The organism is Pseudomonas sp. OV546, from assembly GCF_900116845.1.
Lineage (GTDB): Bacteria > Pseudomonadota > Gammaproteobacteria > Pseudomonadales > Pseudomonadaceae > Aquipseudomonas > Aquipseudomonas petroselini.
This window is the reverse complement of the sequence record NZ_FPCE01000004.1, coordinates 378,908-399,979: the sequence shown is the minus strand read 5'-3', so window position 1 is coordinate 399,979 and position 21,072 is coordinate 378,908. Positions and strand designations below refer to the sequence as shown.

The following is a 21,072-nucleotide window of genomic DNA, read 5'->3' as shown; positions in this document are numbered from 1 at the left end:
ACCACGTCACCGCTTTACGGGGGTTGGCCCCCCCTGGCGGCTGTGTATACTTACCGCCATTTTAACGCCCTGGAACCTCCTTGATGGTTGATCACCTGATTGCATTTGCCACTGCCCACTATCTGCTCGTGGGTGCCTTCGTCATCCTGCTGGCGCTGCTGATTGCTCATGAAATGAGCCGTGGTGGCCGCAGCCTGAGCACGTCGGAGCTGACCGCGCTGGTCAACAAGGATGAGGCCGTTGTCGTTGATATCCGCCCGGCCAAGGATTTCGCCACCGGCCATATCGTCGGCGCCCTGAATATTCCACAGGACAAGCTGATCGCACGCCTGGCCGAGCTGGAAAAATACAAGGCCAAGACCATCATCCTGGTCGACGCCCAAGGCCAGCACGCCGGCACTCATGCGCGCGAAATGCTCAAGGCCGGTTTCACCGCCGCCAAGCTGTCCGGTGGCATCAGCAGCTGGCGCGGCGATAACCTGCCACTGGTGAAGTGATATGAGCCAGGTCGTCGTGTATTCCAGCGATTGGTGCCCTTACTGCATGCGGGCCAAGGCCTTGCTGGAGAAAAAGGGCGTTGCCTTCGAAGAAATCAAGGTCGATGGCAAACCCCAGGTGCGTGCCGAAATGGCCCAGAAGGCGGGGCGCACGTCCGTGCCGCAGATCTGGATCGGCGCCAAACACATCGGTGGCTGCGACGACCTGTTCGCCCTGGAGCGCGCGGGTAAACTCGATGCGCTGCTGCTCGTCTGACTCCCAACCCCTATAAAGACCCCAAGATCAAGGATCTGAGATGACTGACCAACAGAACACCGAAGCAGCAGAAGCCCAAGGCCCACAATTCTCGTTGCAGCGCATCTACGTGCGTGATCTGTCGTTCGAAGCGCCGAAAAGCCCGGCCATCTTCCGTCAGGAATGGACCCCAAGCGTTGCGCTGGACCTGAATACCCGCCAGAAAGCACTGGAAGGCGACTTCCACGAAGTCGTGCTGACCCTGTCCGTTACCGTCAAGAACGGCGAAGAAGTGGCCTTCATCGCTGAAGTGCAACAGGCCGGCATCTTCCTGATCCAGGGCCTGGACGAAGCATCCATGAGCCACACCCTGGGCGCGTTCTGCCCGAACATCCTGTTCCCGTATGCCCGCGAGACCCTGGACAGCCTGGTCACCCGTGGCTCGTTCCCTGCGCTGATGCTGGCACCGGTGAACTTCGATGCCCTGTACGCGCAAGAGCTGCAGCGCATGCAACAGGAAGGTTCGTCGACGGTTCAATAAGTCGACGCGGTAAAAATGTGGGAGGGGGCTTGCCCCCGATAGCGGAGTGTCAGTCGCATAGATGTCGACTGGCACTCCGTCATCGGGGGCAAGCCCCCTCCCACACTTGTTTTACGGTGTTATTTGAAGCCGAGTTGGCGCCAGCCTTCATAGACGGCGACGGCCACGGTGTTGGACAGGTTCAAGCTGCGGCAACCCTCGCGCATTGGCAGGCGCAGGCGATGGCCGTCGGGCAGGGCATCGAGAACCTCGGCCGGCAGGCCCCGGCTTTCCGGACCGAACAGGAAAGCATCGCCCTCGGCAAAGCTGGCATCATGGAACGGCCGTGAACCCTTGGTGGTGAACGCGAACAGTCGCGGATGCCCCAGGCTCTCCAGGCAGCTGGCCAGGTCGGCGTGGCGCTTGAGGGTGGCGTACTCGTGGTAGTCCAGCCCGGCGCGGCGCAGGCGTTTGTCGTCCATGTCAAAGCCCAGGGGCTCGATCAAATGCAGGTGGCAGCCACTGTTGGCGCACAGCCTGATAACGTTGCCGGTATTCGGCGGAATTTCTGGTTGAAAAAGGATGACGTGAAACATGCACGGCTCCGAAGGCAAAGATGCGCTGCATTCTACCCCCGAAGAGGACCCAAGGCCGAAGCTAATGCCGAGGGTCATGGGTTCGTTGGCGATTGTCGGCCTGATGGTGGGCCTGATGATTGGCCGGCTGACCACGCCGGACCCGGTCGAGCTGCAGCAGGTCGAGACTGTGGCGGACGGCGTGGTGGTGTGGTTCAACAGCGAACCCAAGCTGCACGGCGAGCTGATCGACGGCACGGTGGCGCTGCTATTCGACGCACAGGGCAAGGCGGCCAGTGGGCAACTCAAGTTCAATGAAAAGGACGTGAACTGGCGCGTGCGCAAGACCGATGCGGGCCTGCTGCTGAACCTGGTGGCGGCCCGGCCGTTGCGAGGGGAGTGGAAAGGCGAGAAAGCCGATGGCCGCTGGCGGCTGGAGATCCATCTCCAAGAGCAATAAAAGAGGGAATCCCCGGCCTGCCTGTACCAAGGTCCCCAAAACGGGCTGGGGCTATGGGCGCTGCGCCACATAAGCCCCGGGTGTAAAGAAGGGAGTTCCCGGCCTGCCTGTACCAGGGCTCCCAAAACGGGGTGAAGCCTTGAAGGCTTCGGTGTTAAAGAGGGGATTCTCGGCCTGCCTGTACCAAGGTCCCCGAAACTGGGTAGTACGAGGGTTATTGCAGGGCGCGTGCCAGAGTTGCCAGATTGTGCCAAAAAAATTTTCCAGAAAGCGCAAAGCCCCGGAATACGGGGCTTTGGTGTTTTTGGTGTTCAGTTTTTTTCCAATGAGGCATAGGTTTCAGGTGTCGGATCCATGCCCGATGCCGGTTCATGGTGCATTGAAGCGGTGCACAGTCTTGAACCTTGTGAAGATCCAAATGTGGGAGGGGGCTTGCCCCCGATGGCAGTAGGTCAGTCACAACATCTGTGGCTGATATACCGTCATCGGGGGCAAGCCCCCTCCCACATTGGATCTTCAGTGGATCGGCGATTCAGACTTCATCGCCCTCGTCATCATCCCCACCATCCACCTTCATCCCCAACTCCTTGATCTTGCGCGTCAGGGTATTACGGCCCCAACCCAGCAGCACGGCAGCGTCGCGACGGCGCCCGGCGGTGTGCTTCAGGGCGGTTTCGATCATGATCCGCTCAAACGCAGGCACGGCGCTGTCCAGCAGGTTCGACTGGCCGCGTGCCAGGGCCTGATCGGCCCATTGGCGCAGCGCCTGTTCCCAGTTGGTGACGGGGGCAGAGTCCTGCGGCAGGCTCAACAGCTCCGGCGGCAGGTCGCTGATGTGCACTTCGCGCCCGGACGCCATCACGGTGATCCAGCGACAGGTGTTCTCCAGCTGGCGCACGTTGCCCGGCCACGGCAGGTTCTTGAGGTATTCCTCGGTCTCGCTTTTCAGCAGCTTCGGCTCGACGGCCAGCTCCTGGGCGGCGCGGCTGAGGAAGTGGCGGGCGAGGGTCGGGATGTCTTCGCGACGGTCCGACATGCGCGGAATATGGATGCGGATCACGTTGAGGCGGTGGAACAAGTCCTCACGGAATTTGCCCGCGTGCACCAGGGTTTCCAGGTTCTGGTGAGTCGCCGCGATGATGCGCACATCAACTTTGACCGGCGTGTGCCCGCCCACCCGATAGAACTCGCCATCCGCCAGCACGCGCAACAGGCGGGTCTGGGTATCGGCCGGCATGTCGCCGATCTCATCGAGGAACAGGGTGCCGCCGTCGGCCTGTTCAAAGCGGCCGCGACGCAGATTGGCCGCGCCGGTAAACGCCCCTTTCTCATGGCCGAACAGCTCGGACTCCATCAAGTCCTTCGGGATCGCCGCCATGTTCAGCGCGATAAACGGCGAGGCCGCCCGTGGGCTGTGACGGTGCAGGGCATGGGCCACCAGCTCTTTACCGGTACCCGATTCGCCGTTGATCAGCACGGTGATGTTGGAGTGGCTCAAGCGCCCGATGGCGCGAAACACTTCCTGCATCGCCGGCGCTTCGCCGATGATCTCCGGGGTGCGGGTCAGGGCGGGCGGAGCTTCTTGGTTCTGCTGCTCCTGGGCGTGCTGGTTGGCGCGCTTGACCAGCGCCACCGCCTCGTCCACGTCGAACGGCTTGGGCAGGTATTCAAAGGCGCCGCCCTGATAGGACGCGACAGCGCTGTCCAGGTCCGAGTGCGCGGTCATGATGATCACCGGCAAGCGTGGGTGCTGCTCGCGAATCCGCGCGAGCAGGTCCAGGCCGCTGGCGCCGGGCATGCGGATGTCGGAGATGATCACGTCGGGCTGCTGGCGAGCCAGGCGGCTCATCACCCCGTCCGCGCTGTCGAAGCTCTGGGTGGTCATGCCTTCCTGTTGCAAGGCTTTCTCGAGGACCCAGCGGATAGAACGGTCGTCATCGACGATCCAGACGGTTTCACTACGGCTCATGTCGATGGGGCTCCTTGTTCCAGAGGCAAAAAGATCGAGAAGGTGGTGTGGCCAGGATGGCTCTCACATTCGATCAGACCCTGGTGCTGGCTGATGATGTTCTGGGTAATGGCCAGGCCCAGCCCGGTACCGTCCGGGCGGCCGCTGACCATGGGAAAGAAGATAGTTTCCTGGAGTTCCGCAGGAATGCCTGGGCCGTTGTCGATGATCTCGACTTTGGTCACCAGGCGATGGCGCACATGGCCGATGGTGAACTGGCGCAGAGCGCGGGTGCGCAGGCTGATACGGCCCAGGCGCAGCTCGTTCTGGCTGCTGATGGCCTGCATGGCGTTGCGCACGATATTGAGCACCGCCTGGATCATCTGTTCGCGGTCGATCAATACGTCGGGAATGCTCGGGTCGTAGTCGCGCACCAAGGTGATGCAGCCCTGGCTTTCGGCTTCTACCAGGTGACACACGCGTTCGAGCACTTCGTGCACGTTGGTCATCGCCAGCGATGGCAGCTTGTTGGAGCCGAGCATGCGGTCTACCAGGTTACGCAGGCGGTCGGCCTCTTCGATGATGACGTTGGTGTAGTCCTTGAGGTGTTCCTCTGGCAGCTCGCGGGCCAGCAGTTGTGCCGCACCACGAATGCCGCCCAGGGGGTTCTTGATTTCGTGCGCGAGGCCGCGCACCAGCATCTTGCTGGTTTCCTGCTTGGACAGTTGCGCTTCTTCCTTGGTGATGCGCAGCAGGCGGTCGCGGGGGTGCACTTCCAGCAGCAGCAAGGTCGCACCGTTGCTCAGGATAGGGGTCACGGCGTAGTCGACCGTCAGCGTCTGGCCGGTAAGCGCAGTGAGCATGGCTTCGCGCTTGGTGAACGGGTGTGCTTGCTCCACTGCCTGGCGCAATGAACTCAGGGCTTCGGCCGACTCGGTGAACAATTCACTGATGAACTGCCCATGGCTGCGCTGGCCGCTGATGGCCAGGAGCATCTCTGCCGCCGGGTTCATATACTCAAGGCGCAAGTCGTCATTGAGCAGGATGGTCGCGGTGGTCAGGTTGTCGAGTAGCAAACGGTGCAGTGCATCGCTGATGGTCATTGGGACCTCTTTTGGAGCAAGGCGCGGGCTTGAGGCACACGCTGATACAAGGAAAATGCAAAAACCAAACCAAGGCTCCGAAAAGAAGCGTGCAAGCCCTGAAATGGGGGATTTAGGCGCGAAACTGTGGCGTTCTGCCAGCTTGCTCGGGAAGTTTCGAACCAAAATGGGCTGGCCAGGTGGGAAGGGTGCAGCCTGTCGCACCAATATAGTGCGGTTTTATGAAGGTTGTTCAGGAAGTGGCGAGTGGATCGTTTTCAGGGCGGGTTGAAAACGATCCGGAGTGGGGGATGGATCAGTGTTGTTCGGAAAGTGGCATGCCCGGACGGCCCGCGTAAAAGACCAGCAGCTCGACCGGGGTGTTGCCGGTAATACCACGATGTTCAATGCCTACCATCTCGGCCAGGGTTTGCCCTTGCCTCAAGGTGCGCGTCAGTCCGCCCTTACGGGTTTCAACGGTTAGTTCTCCCGAAACGATGTAGGCGGCATTCGGCATTGGGTGAGTGTGCCAGGGCAATTGCGTGTGCGCAGGGATCTTGAGGCGTATGAGCGTCAGTTGCGGCGGACCTGAGGGGTAGGCTTTGTAAGGTGTGCCATCCCATGACGCGCTGCGTTCAAGCAACACCTCTTTTTCGATGTGTACGGCGTTCTTTGGGTGGGTGCCGCAGCCAAGCAACGACAAACCCACCGCTGCTGCAATCAAGCACTTGAGGGTGATCATGGTTCCATCCTGTTCGATAAATGAACAGTCAGGCTATGGCTACCGGCCTCGGTGAAGATGCAGGACGGGTCCTCAAATCAAGTAGGTCCAGTGCACAGTTCGGCCGTGGCGCGGATCATCGCCAGCTGACGCAACGGATCGTTCAGCGGCTCATGCACGGCCTCGGCCAACCATTGTGGGCACTGCGGGTCGGTACGCTGCGGGGTGAAGTCAGCCAATTGCTGCAGCAGGCGTTTCTGCAGCTCGTCCAATTGCGGGCGGATCTGTTTCACCAGGTCGGGGCGTGGATCGTCAGGTGCCTTGCCCTGGAATTGCCAGTCGGAGAGGTGGGTGTACTGCACCAGTTTGTTGGCTTCGATCTGCGCCGAGAAGAACTGCTCGGCAGCGCCAGGTGGCAGCTTGTAGCTCGGTGCCTGGGCGGCGACGCTGGCGATCACCTCTTGTTCGCGCTTTTTATCTTCTACAGGCTTTTTGCTGTCCCATTTGCTCAGTGCGACCTGATCGGCAATCTCCAAGCGTTCGGCGATGCTGTTGAGCAGCGGTTCGAGCGTGGGTGGTGCGGCACTCGCAGTGGCACTGACGAACAGCAGAGCGAACACAAATCGAAACTTCAAGGGTGATCTCCTGTGGGAGGGGCTTGCTCCCGGTGGGGGTGTATCAGTTGGCCTCTATTTGACTGAACCACCGCCATCAGGAGCAAGCCCCCTCCCACATTTAGATTGGGTTGGCAGGTTTTGAGCGGCGTCAGCCAGAGGCTACCTTAACTTGCGTGGTTGCCTACAGGTGCGCCAGAATCCGCCGGCTTGTACGGCTGGCTTGTCGTCTCTAAGGTTGCTCGGTCGCTGCTCATCAGCGATCAGGTTTAGTAGCCTGGATTCGAATTGTAGGTCGTGCATTCTCCATCAATCAGATTTCCCGAATCTGTGCTTGATGGTGGCTGTGCGCAGGGCATTTTCGGATGCGCCGGGCTTCTACATTCACCGGTCTACTAACCTGCGCACAGCCGCCACCCTTTCGTTTAGTAGCGAAGCGAAGGCGGCCTCATTTGAGGAATGTAGAAAATGTTCAAGCCAACCCCAAATCCACCCCCATCAGTCTTCACAATCGCCGACGATATCGACGACGAAGCCCTGATGATCAACAGCTTCGAGACCTTCTCATCGGTCAGCACCTTGTTGCTGGATCTCTCTGAGGATCTGGATGGCAAGCACCGCGATGCAGCGCTGGCCATCCACCAGTTGAGTGCATTGGGCACGTTGATGGTCAGCCGGATGCTCGACCGCCAAGCGGCCATCTGATAATCCCCAGGCAAAAAAAAGACCTCCCGGAGGAGGTCTTTTTTGTCACGCCGCTCTAAGAGGCGGCGCTACTGGATTAGCAGCTGTAGTACAGCTCATATTCCAGTGGGTGTACGAAGGTACGCACCTTGATTTCTTCAGCGCTTTTCAGCTCGATGTAGGCATCGATGAAGTCGTCGCTGAACACGCCGCCTTTGGTCAGGAACGCACGGCCCTTGTCCAGCTCTTCCAGGGCTTCTTTCAGGCTGCCACACACTTGTGGGATCTCTTTGGCCTCTTCAGGCGGCAGGTCATACAAGTTTTTGTCGGCGGCGTCGCCAGGGTGGATCTTGTTCTGGATACCGTCCAGGCCGGCCATGACCAGGGCAGCGAAGGCCAGGTATGGGTTGGCTGCTGGATCCGGGAAGCGGGCTTCGATACGGCGAGCACGAGGGCTGGACACGTAAGGAATACGGATCGACGCGGAACGGTTACGTGCCGAGTAGGCCAGCATTACCGGTGCTTCGAAACCTGGGACCAGACGCTTGTAGGAGTTGGTCGACGGGTTGGTGAAGCCGTTCAAGGCCTTACCGTGCTTGATGATACCGCCGATGAAGTACAGGGCGGTGTCGGACAGGCCGGCATAACCTTCGCCAGCGAAGGTGTTCTTGCCATCTTTGGCGATGGACAGGTGAACGTGCATACCCGAACCGTTATCGCCGTACAGAGGCTTAGGCATGAAGGTAGCGGTACGGCCGTAAGCAACGGCGGTGTTGTGTACGCAGTACTTCAGGGTCTGTACTTCGTCAGCCTTGGCAACCAGGGTGTTGAACTTCACACCGATTTCGTTCTGACCGGCAGTGGCCACTTCGTGGTGGTGCACTTCGATGACCAGGCCCATGTCTTCCATGGCGTTGCACATGGAGGTACGGATTTCGTGGTCGTGGTCGAACGGCGGAACTGGGAAGTAGCCCCCTTTGATACCTGGACGGTGGCCATGGTTGCCGCCTTCCACGTCTTGGTCGGACATCCAGGAGCCTTGTTCGGAGTAGATCTTGAACATGGAACCGGAGATGTCGGACTTGAACTTAACCTGGTCGAAGATGAAGAATTCTGGCTCTGGGCCCACGAATACGGTGTCACCGATACCGGTGGACTTCAGGTATTCCTCGGCACGCTTGGCGATCGCACGTGGGTCGCGGTCGTAGCCTTGCATGGTCGAAGGCTCGATCACGTCGCAGACGAGGATCAGGGTTGGCTCTTCGGTGAACGGGTCAAGTACGGCAGTGCTGTCGTCCGGCATCAGGATCATGTCGGAGGCTTCGATGCCTTTCCAGCCGGCGATGGAGGAACCGTCGAACATTTTGCCTTCTTCGAAGAAAGCATCATCCAGCGCATCGCGAGCCGGCATGGTCACGTGGTGCTGAGTGCCTTTGGTGTCCGTGAAGCGCAGATCAATCCATTTAACGTCATGATCTTTGATGAGTTGAACCGACTTCGACATAGTGTCCTCCGGGTGGCTTCGGGCTGGGGTAGTGGAGTTAGCCCTTAGAATGTGGGTGATGCCGGCGCGGATAGTCCGCCATGGCAACCTGCCTCACAAGAGAGCAAATTGCATGCCAGTGCGCCAACATGGGTTTTTTGCTCCAAAAACGCCCCTATAACGGTGCATTGCGACAAAAGCGCAAAAATCGCGCACCTCAATGTGGCGCAAAAGCACGCAAATGCACCTATTTAGTGCGTAGCGCTTACTGTGCATATTAACTGGTTAAACCTTGAGCGATTTCCGCTATAATCCGCGCCCCCCTTTTTCAGCAGGCCCGGCGCGCGCTGTTTCCATGAAATTAATCGTTAAAGTCTTCCCCGAGATCACCATCAAAAGCCGACCGGTACGGACGCGTTTCATCCGTCAGTTGGCCAAGAACATCCGTGCCGTGCTCCGCGATCTGGACCCGGCTGTGGTGGTGAACGGCGTGTGGGACAATCTCGAGCTGGAAACCCGTATCACCGAGCCCAAAGCCTTGAAGGACATGACCGAACGCCTGAGCTGCATGCCGGGCATCGCGCATTTCCTGCAGGTGGATGAGTACCCGCTGGGCGACTTCGACGACATCACCGAGAAGTGCAAGCAGCACTATGGTCAGTCGCTTGAAGGTAAGATTTTTTCGGTGCGCTGCAAGCGTGCCGGCAAGCACACCTTCAGCTCCATGGACGTCGAGAAATACGTCGGCAGCAAGCTGCGTCGCGAGTGCGGCGCCGCCGGAATTTCCCTGAAAGCGCCGCAAATTGAAGTGCGCATGGAAATTCGCGACCAACGGTTGTTTGTGATCCACAGCCAGCACGACAGCATCGGCGGCTACCCGCTGGGCGCCCTGGAACAGACCCTGGTCCTGATGTCCGGCGGTTTCGATTCCACGGTGGCGGCCTACCAGATCATGCGCCGCGGCCTGATGAGCCACTTCTGCTTCTTTAACCTGGGCGGGCGTGCACATGAATTGGGCGTGATGGAAGTCGCGCACTTTATCTGGAAGAAGTACGGCAGCTCCCAACGCGTGCTATTTGTAAGCGTGCCCTTCGAGGAAGTGCTGGGCGAAATTCTCGGCAAAGTCGATAACAGTCATATGGGCGTAGTTTTGAAGCGTATGATGTTGCGCGCTGCGTCCCGGATTGCCGACCAGTTGCAGATTGATGCGCTGGTGACCGGTGAAGCGATCTCCCAGGTCTCCAGCCAGACGCTGCCGAACCTGTCGCTGATCGACTGCGTCACCGAAAAGCTGGTGTTGCGCCCGCTGATCGCCAGCCACAAGCAGGACATCATCGACCTGGCAGAAGAAATCGGCACCGCTGACTTTGCCAAGCATATGCCTGAATATTGCGGGGTCATCTCGGTGAACCCCAAGACCCACGCCAAGCGCAACCGCGTGGAGTACGAAGAACAACAGTTTGATATGGCGATTCTGGAGCGTGCGCTCGAGAACGCCAAGCTGGTCCCGATCGATCGCGTTATCGACGAACTGGGCCAGGATGTGCAGATCGAAGAAGTCAGCGAAGCCCTGGCCGGCCAGATCGTTGTCGACATCCGTCATCCGGATGCCGCTGAGGATGAGCCGCTGGAAATCGCCGGCATCGACGTGCAAACGTTGCCGTTCTATGCATTGAACGCGCGTTTCAAGGAACTGGATAACAGCCGTCAGTACCTGCTGTATTGCGACAAAGGCGTGATGAGTCGCCTGCATGCCCACCATTTGCTCAGTGAGGGGTATGCCAATGTGCGCGTTTATCGACCGAGCTAAGAGCCCGGGGCTGTTTGCCTGTGGCCTGCGTCACCGGCCCCCCGACTCTGCCGTCAAGCTGTAACGGCAAGGCCTGACTCTACTGTTAATCGCTGCCACGACCTGTCAGCACACCGAATCCTCTGATCGAGATACACAAGTGATCGAAAATCTACGTAACATCGCCATCATTGCTCACGTTGACCATGGTAAAACCACCCTGGTAGACAAACTCCTGCGTCAATCCGGCACCCTGGAGCGCAACGAGCTCAACGACGAGCGCGTGATGGACTCCAACGACCAGGAAAAAGAGCGCGGTATTACCATCCTGGCTAAAAACACCGCGATCAACTGGAACGGCTACCACATCAACATCGTGGATACCCCGGGCCACGCCGACTTCGGCGGCGAAGTAGAACGCGTAATGTCGATGGTTGACTCCGTTCTGCTGTTGGTTGACGCTCAAGACGGCCCTATGCCGCAAACCCGTTTCGTGACCAAGAAGGCTTTCGAAGCCGGCCTGCGTCCGATCGTGTGCATCAACAAGGTTGACCGTCCAGGCGCGCGTCCGGACTGGGTTCTGGACCAGATCTTCGACCTGTTCGACAACCTGGGTGCCACCGAAGAACAGCTGGACTTCAAAGTCGTCTACGCCTCGGCCCTGAACGGCATTGCCGGTCTGGAACACACCGACATGGCTGAAGACATGACCCCGCTGTACCAGTCGATCGTCGACAACGTGCCGGCTCCAAAAGTTGACCGTGAAGGCCCGTTCCAGATGCAAATCTCGGCACTGGACTACAACAGCTTCCTGGGTGTTATCGGCGTTGGCCGTATCGCGCGTGGTAGCGTCAAGCCGAACACCCCGGTTGTTGCTATCGGCGCCGACGGCAAGAAACGCAACGGTCGTATCCTGAAGCTGATGGGTCACCACGGTCTGCACCGTATCGACGTTGAAGAAGCGTTCGCCGGCGACATCGTGTGCGTGAGCGGTATGGACTCGCTGTTCATCTCCGACACCCTGTGCCAGCCGGACAACGTCGAGGCGATGAAGCCTCTGACCGTTGACGAGCCAACCGTTTCCATGACCTTCCAGGTAAACGACTCGCCTTTCTGCGGTAAAGAAGGCAAGTTCGTGACGTCCCGTAACATCAAGGAACGTCTGGACAAAGAGCTGCTGTACAACGTTGCTCTGCGCGTTGAAGAAGGCGACTCGGCCGACAAATTCAAGGTTTCCGGCCGTGGTGAGCTGCACCTCTCGGTACTGATCGAAACCATGCGTCGCGAAGGCTTCGAAATGGGCGTTGGTCGTCCAGAAGTGATCATCCGTCAAGTTGACGGCGTGAAGCAGGAACCGTTCGAAAACGTCACCATCGATACCCCTGAAGAATCCCAGGGCAAGGTCATGGAAGAGATGGGCCTGCGTAAGGGCGACCTGACCAACATGGTGCCGGATGGCAAAGGCCGTGTACGTCTGGAATACAACATCCCTGCTCGCGGTCTGATCGGTTTCCGTAACCAGTTCCTGACCCTGACCAACGGTGCTGGCATCCTGACCTCGATCTTCGATCGCTACGACACCATGAAGTCCGGCGACATGTCCGGCCGTCAGAACGGTGTTCTGGTATCGGTAGAAACCGGCAAGGCGCTGACCTACTCCCTGGAAACCCTCCAGGCGCGTGGCAAGCTGTTCGTTGAACACGGTCAAGAGATCTACAACGGCCAGATCGTTGGTCTGAACAGCCGTGACAACGACATGGGCGTCAACCCAACCAAAGGCAAGAAGCTCGACAACATGCGTGCTTCGGGTAAAGACGAAACCATCGCTCTGGTTCCACCTGTTCGCTTCACCCTGGAACAGGCCCTGGAATTCATCCAGGACGACGAGCTGTGCGAAGTCACGCCTAAGTCGATCCGCCTGCGTAAGAAGATCCTGGACGAAGGCGAGCGTACCCGCGCTGCCAAGAAAGCCAAGAACTGAGTTAACTCAGGCTGAATGAAAAACGCCCCCGGTCGAAAGGCCGGGGGCGTTTTTTTGTGCCTGCAGTTTGTGTGCAGAGCGCGCTCTTGTAGTGAGCGGGCTTGCCCCGCGCTGGGTGGCGAAGCCGCCCCAACCCAGGCACAGCGTTTCTCCAGTTACAACGAGGTCTCAGGTTTTGGGGCGGCTTCGCCCCCCAGCGCGGGGCAAGCCCGCTCACTACAGGGGATCAGAACTTATCGAGGGTCTTGAACGTGGTCTCGCGCACTACTTCCTTTGGCTTATACGCACAGTACCCCGGGCGCGGCCCGATTTTCGGGTGGTTGCGGCAGGTATCCGGGCGCTTGTCATAAATAGTGCAGAAGCGCGTCTTACGATCCAGGTACAGGCAGTCGTTGTTGCTCATGCGCTGCAGGGTAAAGATCTCGGATTTGGAATTGAAACGCTCGACGATGCCTTCCTTCTGCAACCGCTTGGCGATGTTCTTCGGCGGGTCGCCGCGCTCGAATTCATCGACGATGCCGATGCGGATCAGGTCCTTGATCTTCACTTCGACCGGCAGCGTGCAGCAGCTGGACACGCAACCACCGCACATATGCGCGGAATATTTCTGCCACGTTTCAAGACGGTCGAGTTCCGCGGCGGCGATCAATTGAGGCTTCATCAGGGTTCCAAAGGTGGGGCTATATCCGGGCGCGCGATCATACCGGGATTGGTGATTTTTTGAACAATATTTTGCTGTTTTCAGCTCAAAGGTTTGCCGGCGGGCTGAACGGGCACGACCCCTGCATCTAATTCGCGTAAAGGTGAATGAGTTAAAAAACTGCCGAACCAGAGCGTCTACCGTCTGTCAGACCGTCTAGGCTCTAGCAACTCCTTCTATCTCGCCCGAGGTCGCAATTGATGTCTCAGGAACCACTTGCACGAGAAGCAGAGGTAGCCGCATTTCGCGATGCCGTCTTGACCAAACTCACCTACGCGGTGGGCAAGGACCCGGATCACGCCTTCGACCATGACTGGTTCGAAGCCATTGCCCTGGCCGCACGCGACCAGATGGTCGACCACTGGATGGACCATACCCGGCGGATTTACCGCAAAGGCCAGAAGCGGGTGTATTACCTCTCGCTGGAATTCCTTATCGGTCGTTTGCTCTACGACAGCCTGAGCAACCTTGGCGTGCTCGAAATCGCGCGCGAAGCACTGTCCGAGCTGGGCGTCGACCTGGAGCGCATCCGCCTGCTGGAGCCCGACGCGGCGCTCGGCAACGGTGGCCTGGGCCGCTTGGCGGCGTGCTTTATGGAGAGCATGTCGACCTTGGGCATTGCCGGCCACGGTTATGGCATCCGTTATGAACACGGCTTGTTCCGCCAGGCGATTGTCGATGGCTGGCAACAGGAGCAGACCGAACGTTGGCTGGATTTCGGCAACCCGTGGGAGTTTGAACGGGCCGAAGTGATTTACCCGATCGGCTTTGGCGGCAGCGTCGAAACGCTGCCGGATGCCTCCGGCAAGCAAATCCAAGTGTGGTCGCCGAGCGAAACCGTACGCGCCGTTGCCTACGACACGCCCGTCGTCGGCTGGCGTGGCGCCAGCGTCAACACCCTGCGCCTGTGGCGTGCCCGGGCGGTGGAAGACTTGCACCTGGAGCGCTTCAACGCCGGTGACCACTTGGGCGCCGTCGCCGAAGTGGCCCGCGCTGAAAGCATCTCCCGAGTGCTGTACCCGGCCGACAGCACCGAAGCGGGGCAGGAGCTGCGCCTGCGCCAGGAATATTTCTTCGTCTCCGCGTCCCTGCAGGACCTGCTGCGCCGCCACAAAAACATGCACGGCTCAGTGCTGAGCCTGGGCGAGCACGCCGCGATCCAACTCAACGACACCCACCCGTCGATCGCCGTGGCGGAGTTGATGCGCCAATTGGTCGACCTGCACGACATTCCATGGGAAGCCGCCTGGGACGTGACGGTCGAAACCTTGTCGTACACCAACCACACCCTGCTGCCTGAAGCGCTGGAAACCTGGCCGGTCGGCCTGATGGAACGCATGCTGCCCCGGCACATGCAGATCATCTACCTGATCAACGCCCAGCATATCGACTCGCTGCGCGCCAAAGGCATCCACGACTTTGATGTGCTGCGCGCGGTGTCGCTGATCGAAGAAGACAACGGGCGTCGCGTGCGCATGGGCAACCTGGCATTCCTCGGTTCTCACAGCGTCAATGGCGTGTCCGGCCTGCACACCCAACTGATGCGCAGCACGGTGTTTTCCGAGTTGCACAAGCTGTACCCGGACCGTATCAACAACAAAACCAACGGCATCACCTTCCGCCGCTGGCTGTACCAGGCCAACCCGAAGCTCACCCAGATGCTGGTGGAGGCATTGGGCCCGGACATTCTCGACAACATGGAAACCCGCCTGGGCGAATTGGAAACCTTCGCCGAGAAGCAGACTTTCCGCAAAGCCTTCGCCGACCAACGTTTGCACAGCAAGCGCGCGCTGGCCGACATCATTCACGAGCGCCTGGGGATTGCGATCAACCCGGCGGCGATGTTCGATGTGCAGGTCAAGCGTATCCATGAATACAAACGCCAACTGCTGAACCTGTTGCACACCGTGGCGCTGTACCAGGCCATTCGTGCCGAACCTGGCACCGATTGGGTGCCGCGCGTGAAGATCTTCGCGGGCAAGGCAGCGGCGAGTTATCACCAGGCCAAGTTGATCATCAAGCTGACCAACGATATCGCCCGCACCGTCAACAACGACCCGACGGTGCGCGGGTTGCTGAAGGTGGTGTTCCTGCCTAACTACAACGTCAGCCTGGCGGAAAGCATCATCCCAGCGGCGGATTTGTCGGAGCAGATTTCCACGGCCGGCTTTGAAGCCTCGGGCACCAGTAACATGAAGTTCGGCCTCAACGGTGCGCTGACCATCGGCACCATGGACGGCGCCAACGTGGAGATGCACGAGCGCGTGGGCGCCGATCACATGTTTATCTTCGGCCTCAGTGCGCAGCAGGTGGAAGCCCGCAAGCATGCCGGTGAATTCAACGCCGGGCCGGACATCGCCGCGTCCCATCGTCTCAACGATGTGCTGCAAGCGATCCGCGGCGGGGTGTTCTCGCCGGATGACCCGGGCCGCTATGTGGGCTTGATCGACGGGTTGATCGACTACGACCGCTTCCTGGTGTGTGCCGACTTCGATTCCTATTGGGATGCCCAGGCGCGGGTCGAAGCGCATTGGCATGACTCCAAGGCGTGGTGGCGTTCGGCGGTACTCAATACCGCGCGTATGGGCTGGTTCTCTTCGGACCGGACGATCCGCGAGTACGCTACTGAGATCTGGAAAGCGCTCGACTAAACACGGCTGATCCCAAGGTGTGGGAGGGGGCTTGCCCCCGATAGCAGAGTGTCAGTTTGCAGATATGTCGACTGATGCACCGCTATCGGGGGCAAGCCCCCTCCCACATTGGGCCCGCGTCGATATACTGAGCGCCGGTTTGCCTAGGGAATATCGACCATGCAATGGATTTTCATGCTGATTGGCCTGGTGCTCGGCTGGACGCTCGATGAGTCGTTCAGTGATGCGGGCATCGGTGCGCTGCTGGGGTTGGGCATTGGCCAGGCGATTCGCCTGGCGAAGCTGTCGGCCCAGGCGGACCAGCAGGCGCGTCAGTTGGAAACCACGCAGAAATCCCTGATAGCCCTGGGTGAGCGCCTGCGGCAACTGGAAGTGCCCACGCCCACGCCTGCGAGCACTGCGTTTGTTGAACCCTCTATTGCGCAACCAACACCTGTCGCTAAGACGCCCGAGCTGGTGTGGGAACTGCCTGCCGAGCTGACGGCCGTCGCGGTGGTCGCCGAGCCGAGCCAGCCGCTGCCGGACGATGTCTGGACGCCCGCCCCGACCCCGCTCCTGCAAGAGCCCGCCATTCCCCGTGGCCCCAACCTTATCGAACGTGCCATCAGTGGCGCGCGCAACTGGCTGTTTGGCGGCAATACCGTGTTGCGGGTCGGCGTGGTACTGCTGTTCCTCGGCCTGGCCTTCCTGCTGCGCTATGCCACCGAGGGCATGGTAGTGCCGATCGAGGTGCGCTACGCCGGCGTCGCCGCCGCTGCATTGGGGCTGCTCGGCCTGGGCTGGTGGCTGCGCCTGCGTAACAGCCATTACGGCTTGATGCTGCAAGGCACCGGTATCGCCGTGCTGTACCTCACGGTGTTCGCCGCGATGCGTTTGCACCCGCTGATTGATCCGAGCGCGGCGCTTGGGCTGCTGGTGGCGGTCACGGTGTTTTCGGCGATCCTGGCGATTACCCAGGATGCACTCGGGCTCGCGTGCGCAGCGGCGCTCGGCGGTTTTGCCGCACCGATCCTCACGTCGACCGGCGCCGGTAACCATGTCGCATTGTTCAGTTACTTCGCCCTGCTCAACGCCGGCATTCTTGCCATCGCCTGGTTCAAGGCTTGGCGGCTGCTCAACCTCATCGGTTTTGTCGGCACCTTTGGTATTGGCTTCGCCTGGGGCATGCGTTCCTACACACCGGAACTGCTGTGGAGTACCGAGCCGTTCCTGATCCTGTTTTTCCTGATGTACCTGGCCATCGGCCTGTTGTTCGCCCGGCGCAAATTGCTCGAGCTGCGCGACGCGCCTGAGGATGACAGCCGTGGCGCGCTGCTGCGCTGGTCGGCGGCCAAAGGTGATTATGTCGACGGCAGCATGCTGTTCGGCCCGCCGCTCGTGGGCTTCGGCCTGCAGTTCGCCCTGGTGCAGCACCTGGAATTTGCCGCAGCGTTCAGCGCCTTGGGCCTGGGCATCCTCTACATGGGCCTGGCCCGACTGCTGAGCGGCGGGCGTGCCTTGCTGCTGGCGGAAACTTGCCTGGCCTTGGGCGTAATCTTTGCCAGCCTGGCGATCCCCCTGGGCCTCGACGCACGTTGGACGGCGGCGGCCTGGGCGGTGGAAGGTGCCGGCATCTTCTGGCTCGGCTTGCGCCAGCAGCGGCCATTGGCGCGGGCCTTTGGCGTGTTGCTGCAAGTGGGCTCGGCGCTGGCGTTCCTCAGTGAACTGCGCGTCGGTGAACAGGCGTTGCTCGACGGCGCTCCGCTGGGGGCGTTGCTGTTGGGCGCGGCGCTGTTGTTCAGCTTTGATCAGCTGCGTAAGGCTTCGCCCGAGCAGGCGGCGGATTGGGAGCGCAAAGGTCTGCCCGTGCTGGCGAGCCTTGGCTTGAGCTTTTTGTACCTGCTCGCGCCCTTGCTGTTGCAGACCCAAGGCACCGCCATCAGTTGGGCCATCGCTGGGCTGGTGACGCTGGTCATCGGTCTGCGCATCGGCTCGCGTACCTTCCTGTTCACCGCGTTTGCCGTGCAATTGTTGGGCGGCGCGTTGTTCCTGCTGCGATTGCAAGGTGGTGACGGGGTCGCTGTGTTCAATGCGGGCTGGAGTGGTTTGTTGACCGCTTCACTGATCGGCCTGGCCTTGATCGGCGGCATGCTGCTGGCGGCACGCGATGACAGGGTGCGCGGCGATGTCCGACTGCTGCGCGGGTTGTCGGTGGTGCTGCTGGCGGGTCTTGTACTGATCAATCTTGCCGTGTTGTTCGTGCTGCCATGGGAAAGCGCCAGCGGCGTGTGGGCGGCCAGCGGTTTGTTGATTATCTGGCTGAGCCTTTACCTGCAACAACGCGTCAGCTTTGTGTTCGGCTTGCTGCTGCAACTGATCGGCGGCGGGTCTTTCCTGCTGGCGGTACCCGAATTGCTGGGGCCATTGACCCACGAGGGTTTGCGCCCGCTGGCCCACAGCGGTTTCTGGACGCCGATGGTGCTGGGCCTGGCCGCACTGGTCGGCGCCTGGCGCTTGCAGCGTGAACCGCATGCGCCGGTGTTTGCCGTGTTGAAACTGCAACGCCTGTCCGACCTGCTGTTGGTGTGGGGCGCGGCGTGGTGGACGTTGGCGCTGGTCAGCGAAGTGTTGCGCTTTATTCCACAGGAATTGCAGGGCGCGTTCCTGCTGGGCGGCGCGGCGATCAGCGTGGCGATCTGGATGCTGCTGGCATCGCGTTTGAACTGGGCGTCGCTGGGCACATTGTGCACGTTGCTGATGCCGGCGGTGGGCGTGGTGTTGCTGGTGTGCGCGCATACCTATTACCACCCGGCGGCGCAGTACGGCTGGCTGGCATGGCCGGCGGTGTTTGCGGTGCATTTCATCTCGCTGCGGCGTTTGGCGGCGATCGCTCCCGCCAAGGCGCTGAGCGTGGCCCACGTGCTGGGCTGCTGGATGCTGATCGGCCTGTTGGCGCTGGAGTTGCGCTACGGTCTGCTGAGGCTGTCGGCCGAGTACAACGCCTGGCGCTGGCTGGGTTGGGCGATTCTGCCAAGCCTGTATCTCGTGCTGGCTGCTGCGCCGCGCAATTGGCCATGGCCGGTGGCGGCGTATCCAAAGGAATATCGAGTGTTGGCGGCCTTGCCATTGGCGGTGCTGATGCTCGGCTGGTTCTGGCTGGCGAACAGCTTCAGCGACGGTACGGCCAAGCCGCTGCCCTTTGTGCCGCTGATCAACCCTCTGGACCTGGGCCTGTTGTTCGCGCTGCTGGGTGTGTACCTGTGGTCCCGCAGTGTGGCGCCACAGCGCGGGCCGCGCGCCGAGCTGATCGCCCAGGGTGTCGCGGGCGTCTCGCTGTTTGCTTTCTTTACCGCGCTGGTGATGCGCACCGCCCATCATTGGGGCGGCGTGCCGTTTCACTTGGACGCGTTGCTTGAGTCCATGCTGGTACAGGCAGGTCTGTCGATCGTCTGGACCTTGATCGCCCTCGGCCTGATGATCGGCGGCCACCTGCGCCATCGTCGTGACGTGTGGCTGATCGGCGCGGCGCTGATTGCGGTGGTGGTGGCCAAGCTGTTCTTTGTCGAACTGAGCAACCGCGGCGGCCTGGCGCGGATCGTGTCGTTTATCGGTGTGGGCGGGTTGTTGCTGGTGGTAGGTTACTTTGCACCACTGCCGCCCAAGCGTGCCGAACCTGCGTTGGAAACTGAAGGAGCATCCTCTTGATCGGTAAGTTGAGCGTGGTCGTGGTCGGCTTGTGTACGGCCTTGTCAGTGTGGGCGCAGGAAACGCCTGCCGACTTCACCACCCAGGTGCCACTGAGCATCAGCGGCAGTGGGCCCTGGTATCGCCTGGAACTGCCGCTGGCCGTGCAATTGAATGCGCGCCAGGCTGATCTCAGCGATGTGCGGGTATTCAACGCTGCCGGCGAGCCGCAAGCCTACGCGTTATCGCGTCAGTCCTCACAGCGCACCGAAAGCCGCAATGTCACCGACGTTAAGTGGTTTCCGCTGTACGCCGCCGACACCCAGCAAGCCTTGCCCGACGTGGTGATGAAGGCCACTACCGCAGGCACCCTGGTTGAAATCAAGCCGTCCACCGCGACGAAACCCGGCAAGCAAGTGCTGCGTGGCTGGGTGCTGGACGCCAGTGCAATCAAGGCGCCGCTGCGGCAACTGAGCCTGGACTGGAGCCGCGAGCAGGAGGGCTTCCAGCGTTTCAGCATTGAAGCCAGTGATGACTTGCAGCACTGGGACGCCTGGGGCGATGGACAGGTGGCGCGCTTGTCGTTCGCCGACGAACGGGTCGAGCAGCATGACGTGAGCCTGCCTGGGCAACCGGCGCGTTACTTGCGGCTGGTCTGGCAAGGCCAGGCGGCGCCGTTGCTGACCTCGGCCAAGCTGGTGAGCGCGACCAGTAGCAGCTTGCCGCTGCCATGGGTCTGGTCGCAGCCACTGGCAGGCATGCGGCTCAAGGCCGGTGAATACAGTTGGCAGTTGCCCATGGGGCTGAGTATCGAGCGGCTGCGCATCGAGTTGAAGCAACCCAACACGTTGGCGCCCGTGACGTTGGCGGGGCGCAGGGACAGCAAACAGGCGTGGCAGCCGCTGAGCAACGGTTTGCTGTATCGCCTGACCCAGAATGGCAAAGACGTGGTGCAGGATGAACTGCAGCTGCCGGGCCAACCGGTTGCCGAGCTGAAATTGCAGGTGGATGAACGCGGCGGTGGCCTGGGCGTTGAAGCCCCGGCGCTGCGATTTGCGGTGCGCGCCACGCAGTTGGTGTTCCTGGCTCGGGGTGAGCCGCCGTTTACGCTGGCGCTGGGGAGTGCGTCGGCCAAGGCGGCGAACCTTCCGCTTTCCACCCTGATCCCGGACTACAACGCCGAGCGTCTCAAGACAGTGGGGCAGGCCAAGGTTGTCGGTGAAGTGGTGGTCACGTCACCTGCCGCCGCCGCTGCTGTCGAGGCCGGGACGGACTGGAAAAAGCTCGGCCTCTGGGCCGTGCTGCTGCTCGGCGTGGCGGCACTGGGCGCCATGGCCTACAGTTTGCTGCGCAAGCCGCCGGTGGCACGTTAAATAAAGTCCATGAACTCTATTGGGTTTAAATCCTCTGATAGGAGGAAATACGCCCCGACTCGCGCTAAACTGCGCGGGTTTTTAGCCCCCCATTCT

The 21,072-nt window shown here is 60.5% G+C and carries 17 protein-coding genes; 10 read left to right on the top strand and 7 right to left on the bottom strand.

Annotated features, from left to right (window positions below; all coding sequences use genetic code 11):
* The first annotated feature begins 83 nt into the window (after positions 1 to 83).
* The 3 genes from BM403_RS12175 to secB are packed head-to-tail and all read left to right on the top strand — an operon-like array spanning position 84 to position 1,273.
* A complete protein-coding gene (locus BM403_RS12175; protein ID WP_043204648.1) occupies positions 84 to 497 on the top strand; it encodes a rhodanese-like domain-containing protein in 414 nt (137 codons plus the stop codon).
* A gap of 1 nt (position 498) precedes the next feature.
* On the top strand, positions 499 to 753 hold the full coding sequence (grxC, locus tag BM403_RS12170) for a glutaredoxin 3 (RefSeq protein WP_010213876.1): 255 nt from the start codon (positions 499 to 501) through the stop codon (positions 751 to 753).
* A 40-nt stretch (positions 754 to 793) separates the two neighbouring features.
* Entirely contained in the window at positions 794 to 1,273 is a 480-nt protein-coding gene (gene secB / locus BM403_RS12165) for a protein-export chaperone SecB (protein WP_012721755.1), read from the top strand.
* Between the two features lie 119 nt (positions 1,274 to 1,392).
* Here the strand turns inward: secB and BM403_RS12160 are convergent, their stop codons facing one another.
* On the bottom strand, positions 1,393 to 1,848 hold the full coding sequence (locus BM403_RS12160; RefSeq protein WP_003171120.1) for a tRNA (cytidine(34)-2'-O)-methyltransferase: 456 nt from the start codon (positions 1,846 to 1,848) through the stop codon (positions 1,393 to 1,395).
* Here BM403_RS12160 and BM403_RS12155 point away from each other — a divergent pair.
* Positions 1,847 to 2,287 (top strand): hypothetical protein, encoded by a 441-nt coding sequence (locus BM403_RS12155; protein ID WP_012721757.1) that lies wholly within the window; start codon positions 1,847 to 1,849, stop codon positions 2,285 to 2,287. The two genes, BM403_RS12160 and BM403_RS12155, sit on opposite strands and share 2 nt — an antisense overlap.
* A gap of 532 nt (positions 2,288 to 2,819) precedes the next feature.
* On the opposite strand, the gene ntrC is transcribed toward BM403_RS12155, so the two are convergent.
* The 4 genes from ntrC to BM403_RS12130 form a co-directional block, all read right to left on the bottom strand.
* Entirely contained in the window at positions 2,820 to 4,256 is a 1,437-nt protein-coding gene (ntrC, locus tag BM403_RS12145; RefSeq protein WP_046034637.1) for a nitrogen regulation protein NR(I), read from the bottom strand.
* The gene (gene glnL / locus BM403_RS12140; RefSeq protein ID WP_046034638.1) at positions 4,253 to 5,338 is read right to left on the bottom strand and encodes a nitrogen regulation protein NR(II); all 1,086 of its coding nucleotides are present in this window, start codon (positions 5,336 to 5,338) and stop codon (positions 4,253 to 4,255) included. Before glnL ends, ntrC begins: the two co-directional genes overlap by 4 nt.
* A gap of 295 nt (positions 5,339 to 5,633) precedes the next feature.
* A complete protein-coding gene (locus BM403_RS12135) occupies positions 5,634 to 6,059 on the bottom strand; it encodes a cupin domain-containing protein (protein WP_012721759.1) in 426 nt (141 codons plus the stop codon).
* A gap of 77 nt (positions 6,060 to 6,136) precedes the next feature.
* Entirely contained in the window at positions 6,137 to 6,673 is a 537-nt protein-coding gene (locus tag BM403_RS12130; protein WP_046034639.1) for a chorismate mutase, read from the bottom strand.
* Between the two features lie 447 nt (positions 6,674 to 7,120).
* Here BM403_RS12130 and BM403_RS12125 point away from each other — a divergent pair, with 447 nt between their 5' ends.
* Positions 7,121 to 7,357 (top strand): DUF6124 family protein, encoded by a 237-nt coding sequence (locus BM403_RS12125; protein WP_046034640.1) that lies wholly within the window; start codon positions 7,121 to 7,123, stop codon positions 7,355 to 7,357.
* 76 nt (positions 7,358 to 7,433) lie between these two features.
* Here the strand turns inward: BM403_RS12125 and glnA are convergent, their stop codons facing one another.
* A complete protein-coding gene (glnA, locus tag BM403_RS12120) occupies positions 7,434 to 8,840 on the bottom strand; it encodes a type I glutamate--ammonia ligase (protein WP_012721762.1) in 1,407 nt (468 codons plus the stop codon).
* A 334-nt stretch (positions 8,841 to 9,174) separates the two neighbouring features.
* Between glnA and thiI the strand changes: the two genes are divergently transcribed.
* A complete protein-coding gene (thiI, locus tag BM403_RS12110) occupies positions 9,175 to 10,629 on the top strand; it encodes a tRNA uracil 4-sulfurtransferase ThiI (protein WP_012721763.1) in 1,455 nt (484 codons plus the stop codon).
* Between the two features lie 139 nt (positions 10,630 to 10,768).
* Positions 10,769 to 12,589 (top strand): translational GTPase TypA, encoded by a 1,821-nt coding sequence (gene typA / locus BM403_RS12105; RefSeq protein WP_003217997.1) that lies wholly within the window; start codon positions 10,769 to 10,771, stop codon positions 12,587 to 12,589.
* Between the two features lie 226 nt (positions 12,590 to 12,815).
* On the opposite strand, the gene BM403_RS12100 is transcribed toward typA, so the two are convergent.
* Positions 12,816 to 13,250, bottom strand: coding sequence for a YkgJ family cysteine cluster protein (locus BM403_RS12100; protein WP_012721764.1), 435 nt, complete (start codon positions 13,248 to 13,250; stop codon positions 12,816 to 12,818).
* A gap of 239 nt (positions 13,251 to 13,489) precedes the next feature.
* Between BM403_RS12100 and BM403_RS12095 the strand changes: the two genes are divergently transcribed.
* The 3 genes from BM403_RS12095 (at position 13,490) to BM403_RS12085 (ending at position 20,976) form a co-directional block, all read left to right on the top strand.
* Positions 13,490 to 15,940, top strand: a complete 2,451-nt coding sequence (locus tag BM403_RS12095) for a glycogen/starch/alpha-glucan phosphorylase (protein ID WP_012721765.1) — start codon at positions 13,490 to 13,492, stop codon at positions 15,938 to 15,940.
* A gap of 159 nt (positions 15,941 to 16,099) precedes the next feature.
* Complete coding sequence (locus BM403_RS12090; protein WP_093542908.1) at positions 16,100 to 19,624, top strand: DUF2339 domain-containing protein; 3,525 nt, start codon at positions 16,100 to 16,102, stop codon at positions 19,622 to 19,624.
* Complete coding sequence (locus BM403_RS12085; protein WP_012721767.1) at positions 19,621 to 20,976, top strand: DUF3999 domain-containing protein; 1,356 nt, start codon at positions 19,621 to 19,623, stop codon at positions 20,974 to 20,976. Before BM403_RS12090 ends, BM403_RS12085 begins: the two co-directional genes overlap by 4 nt.
* Positions 20,977 to 21,072 lie beyond the last annotated feature (96 nt).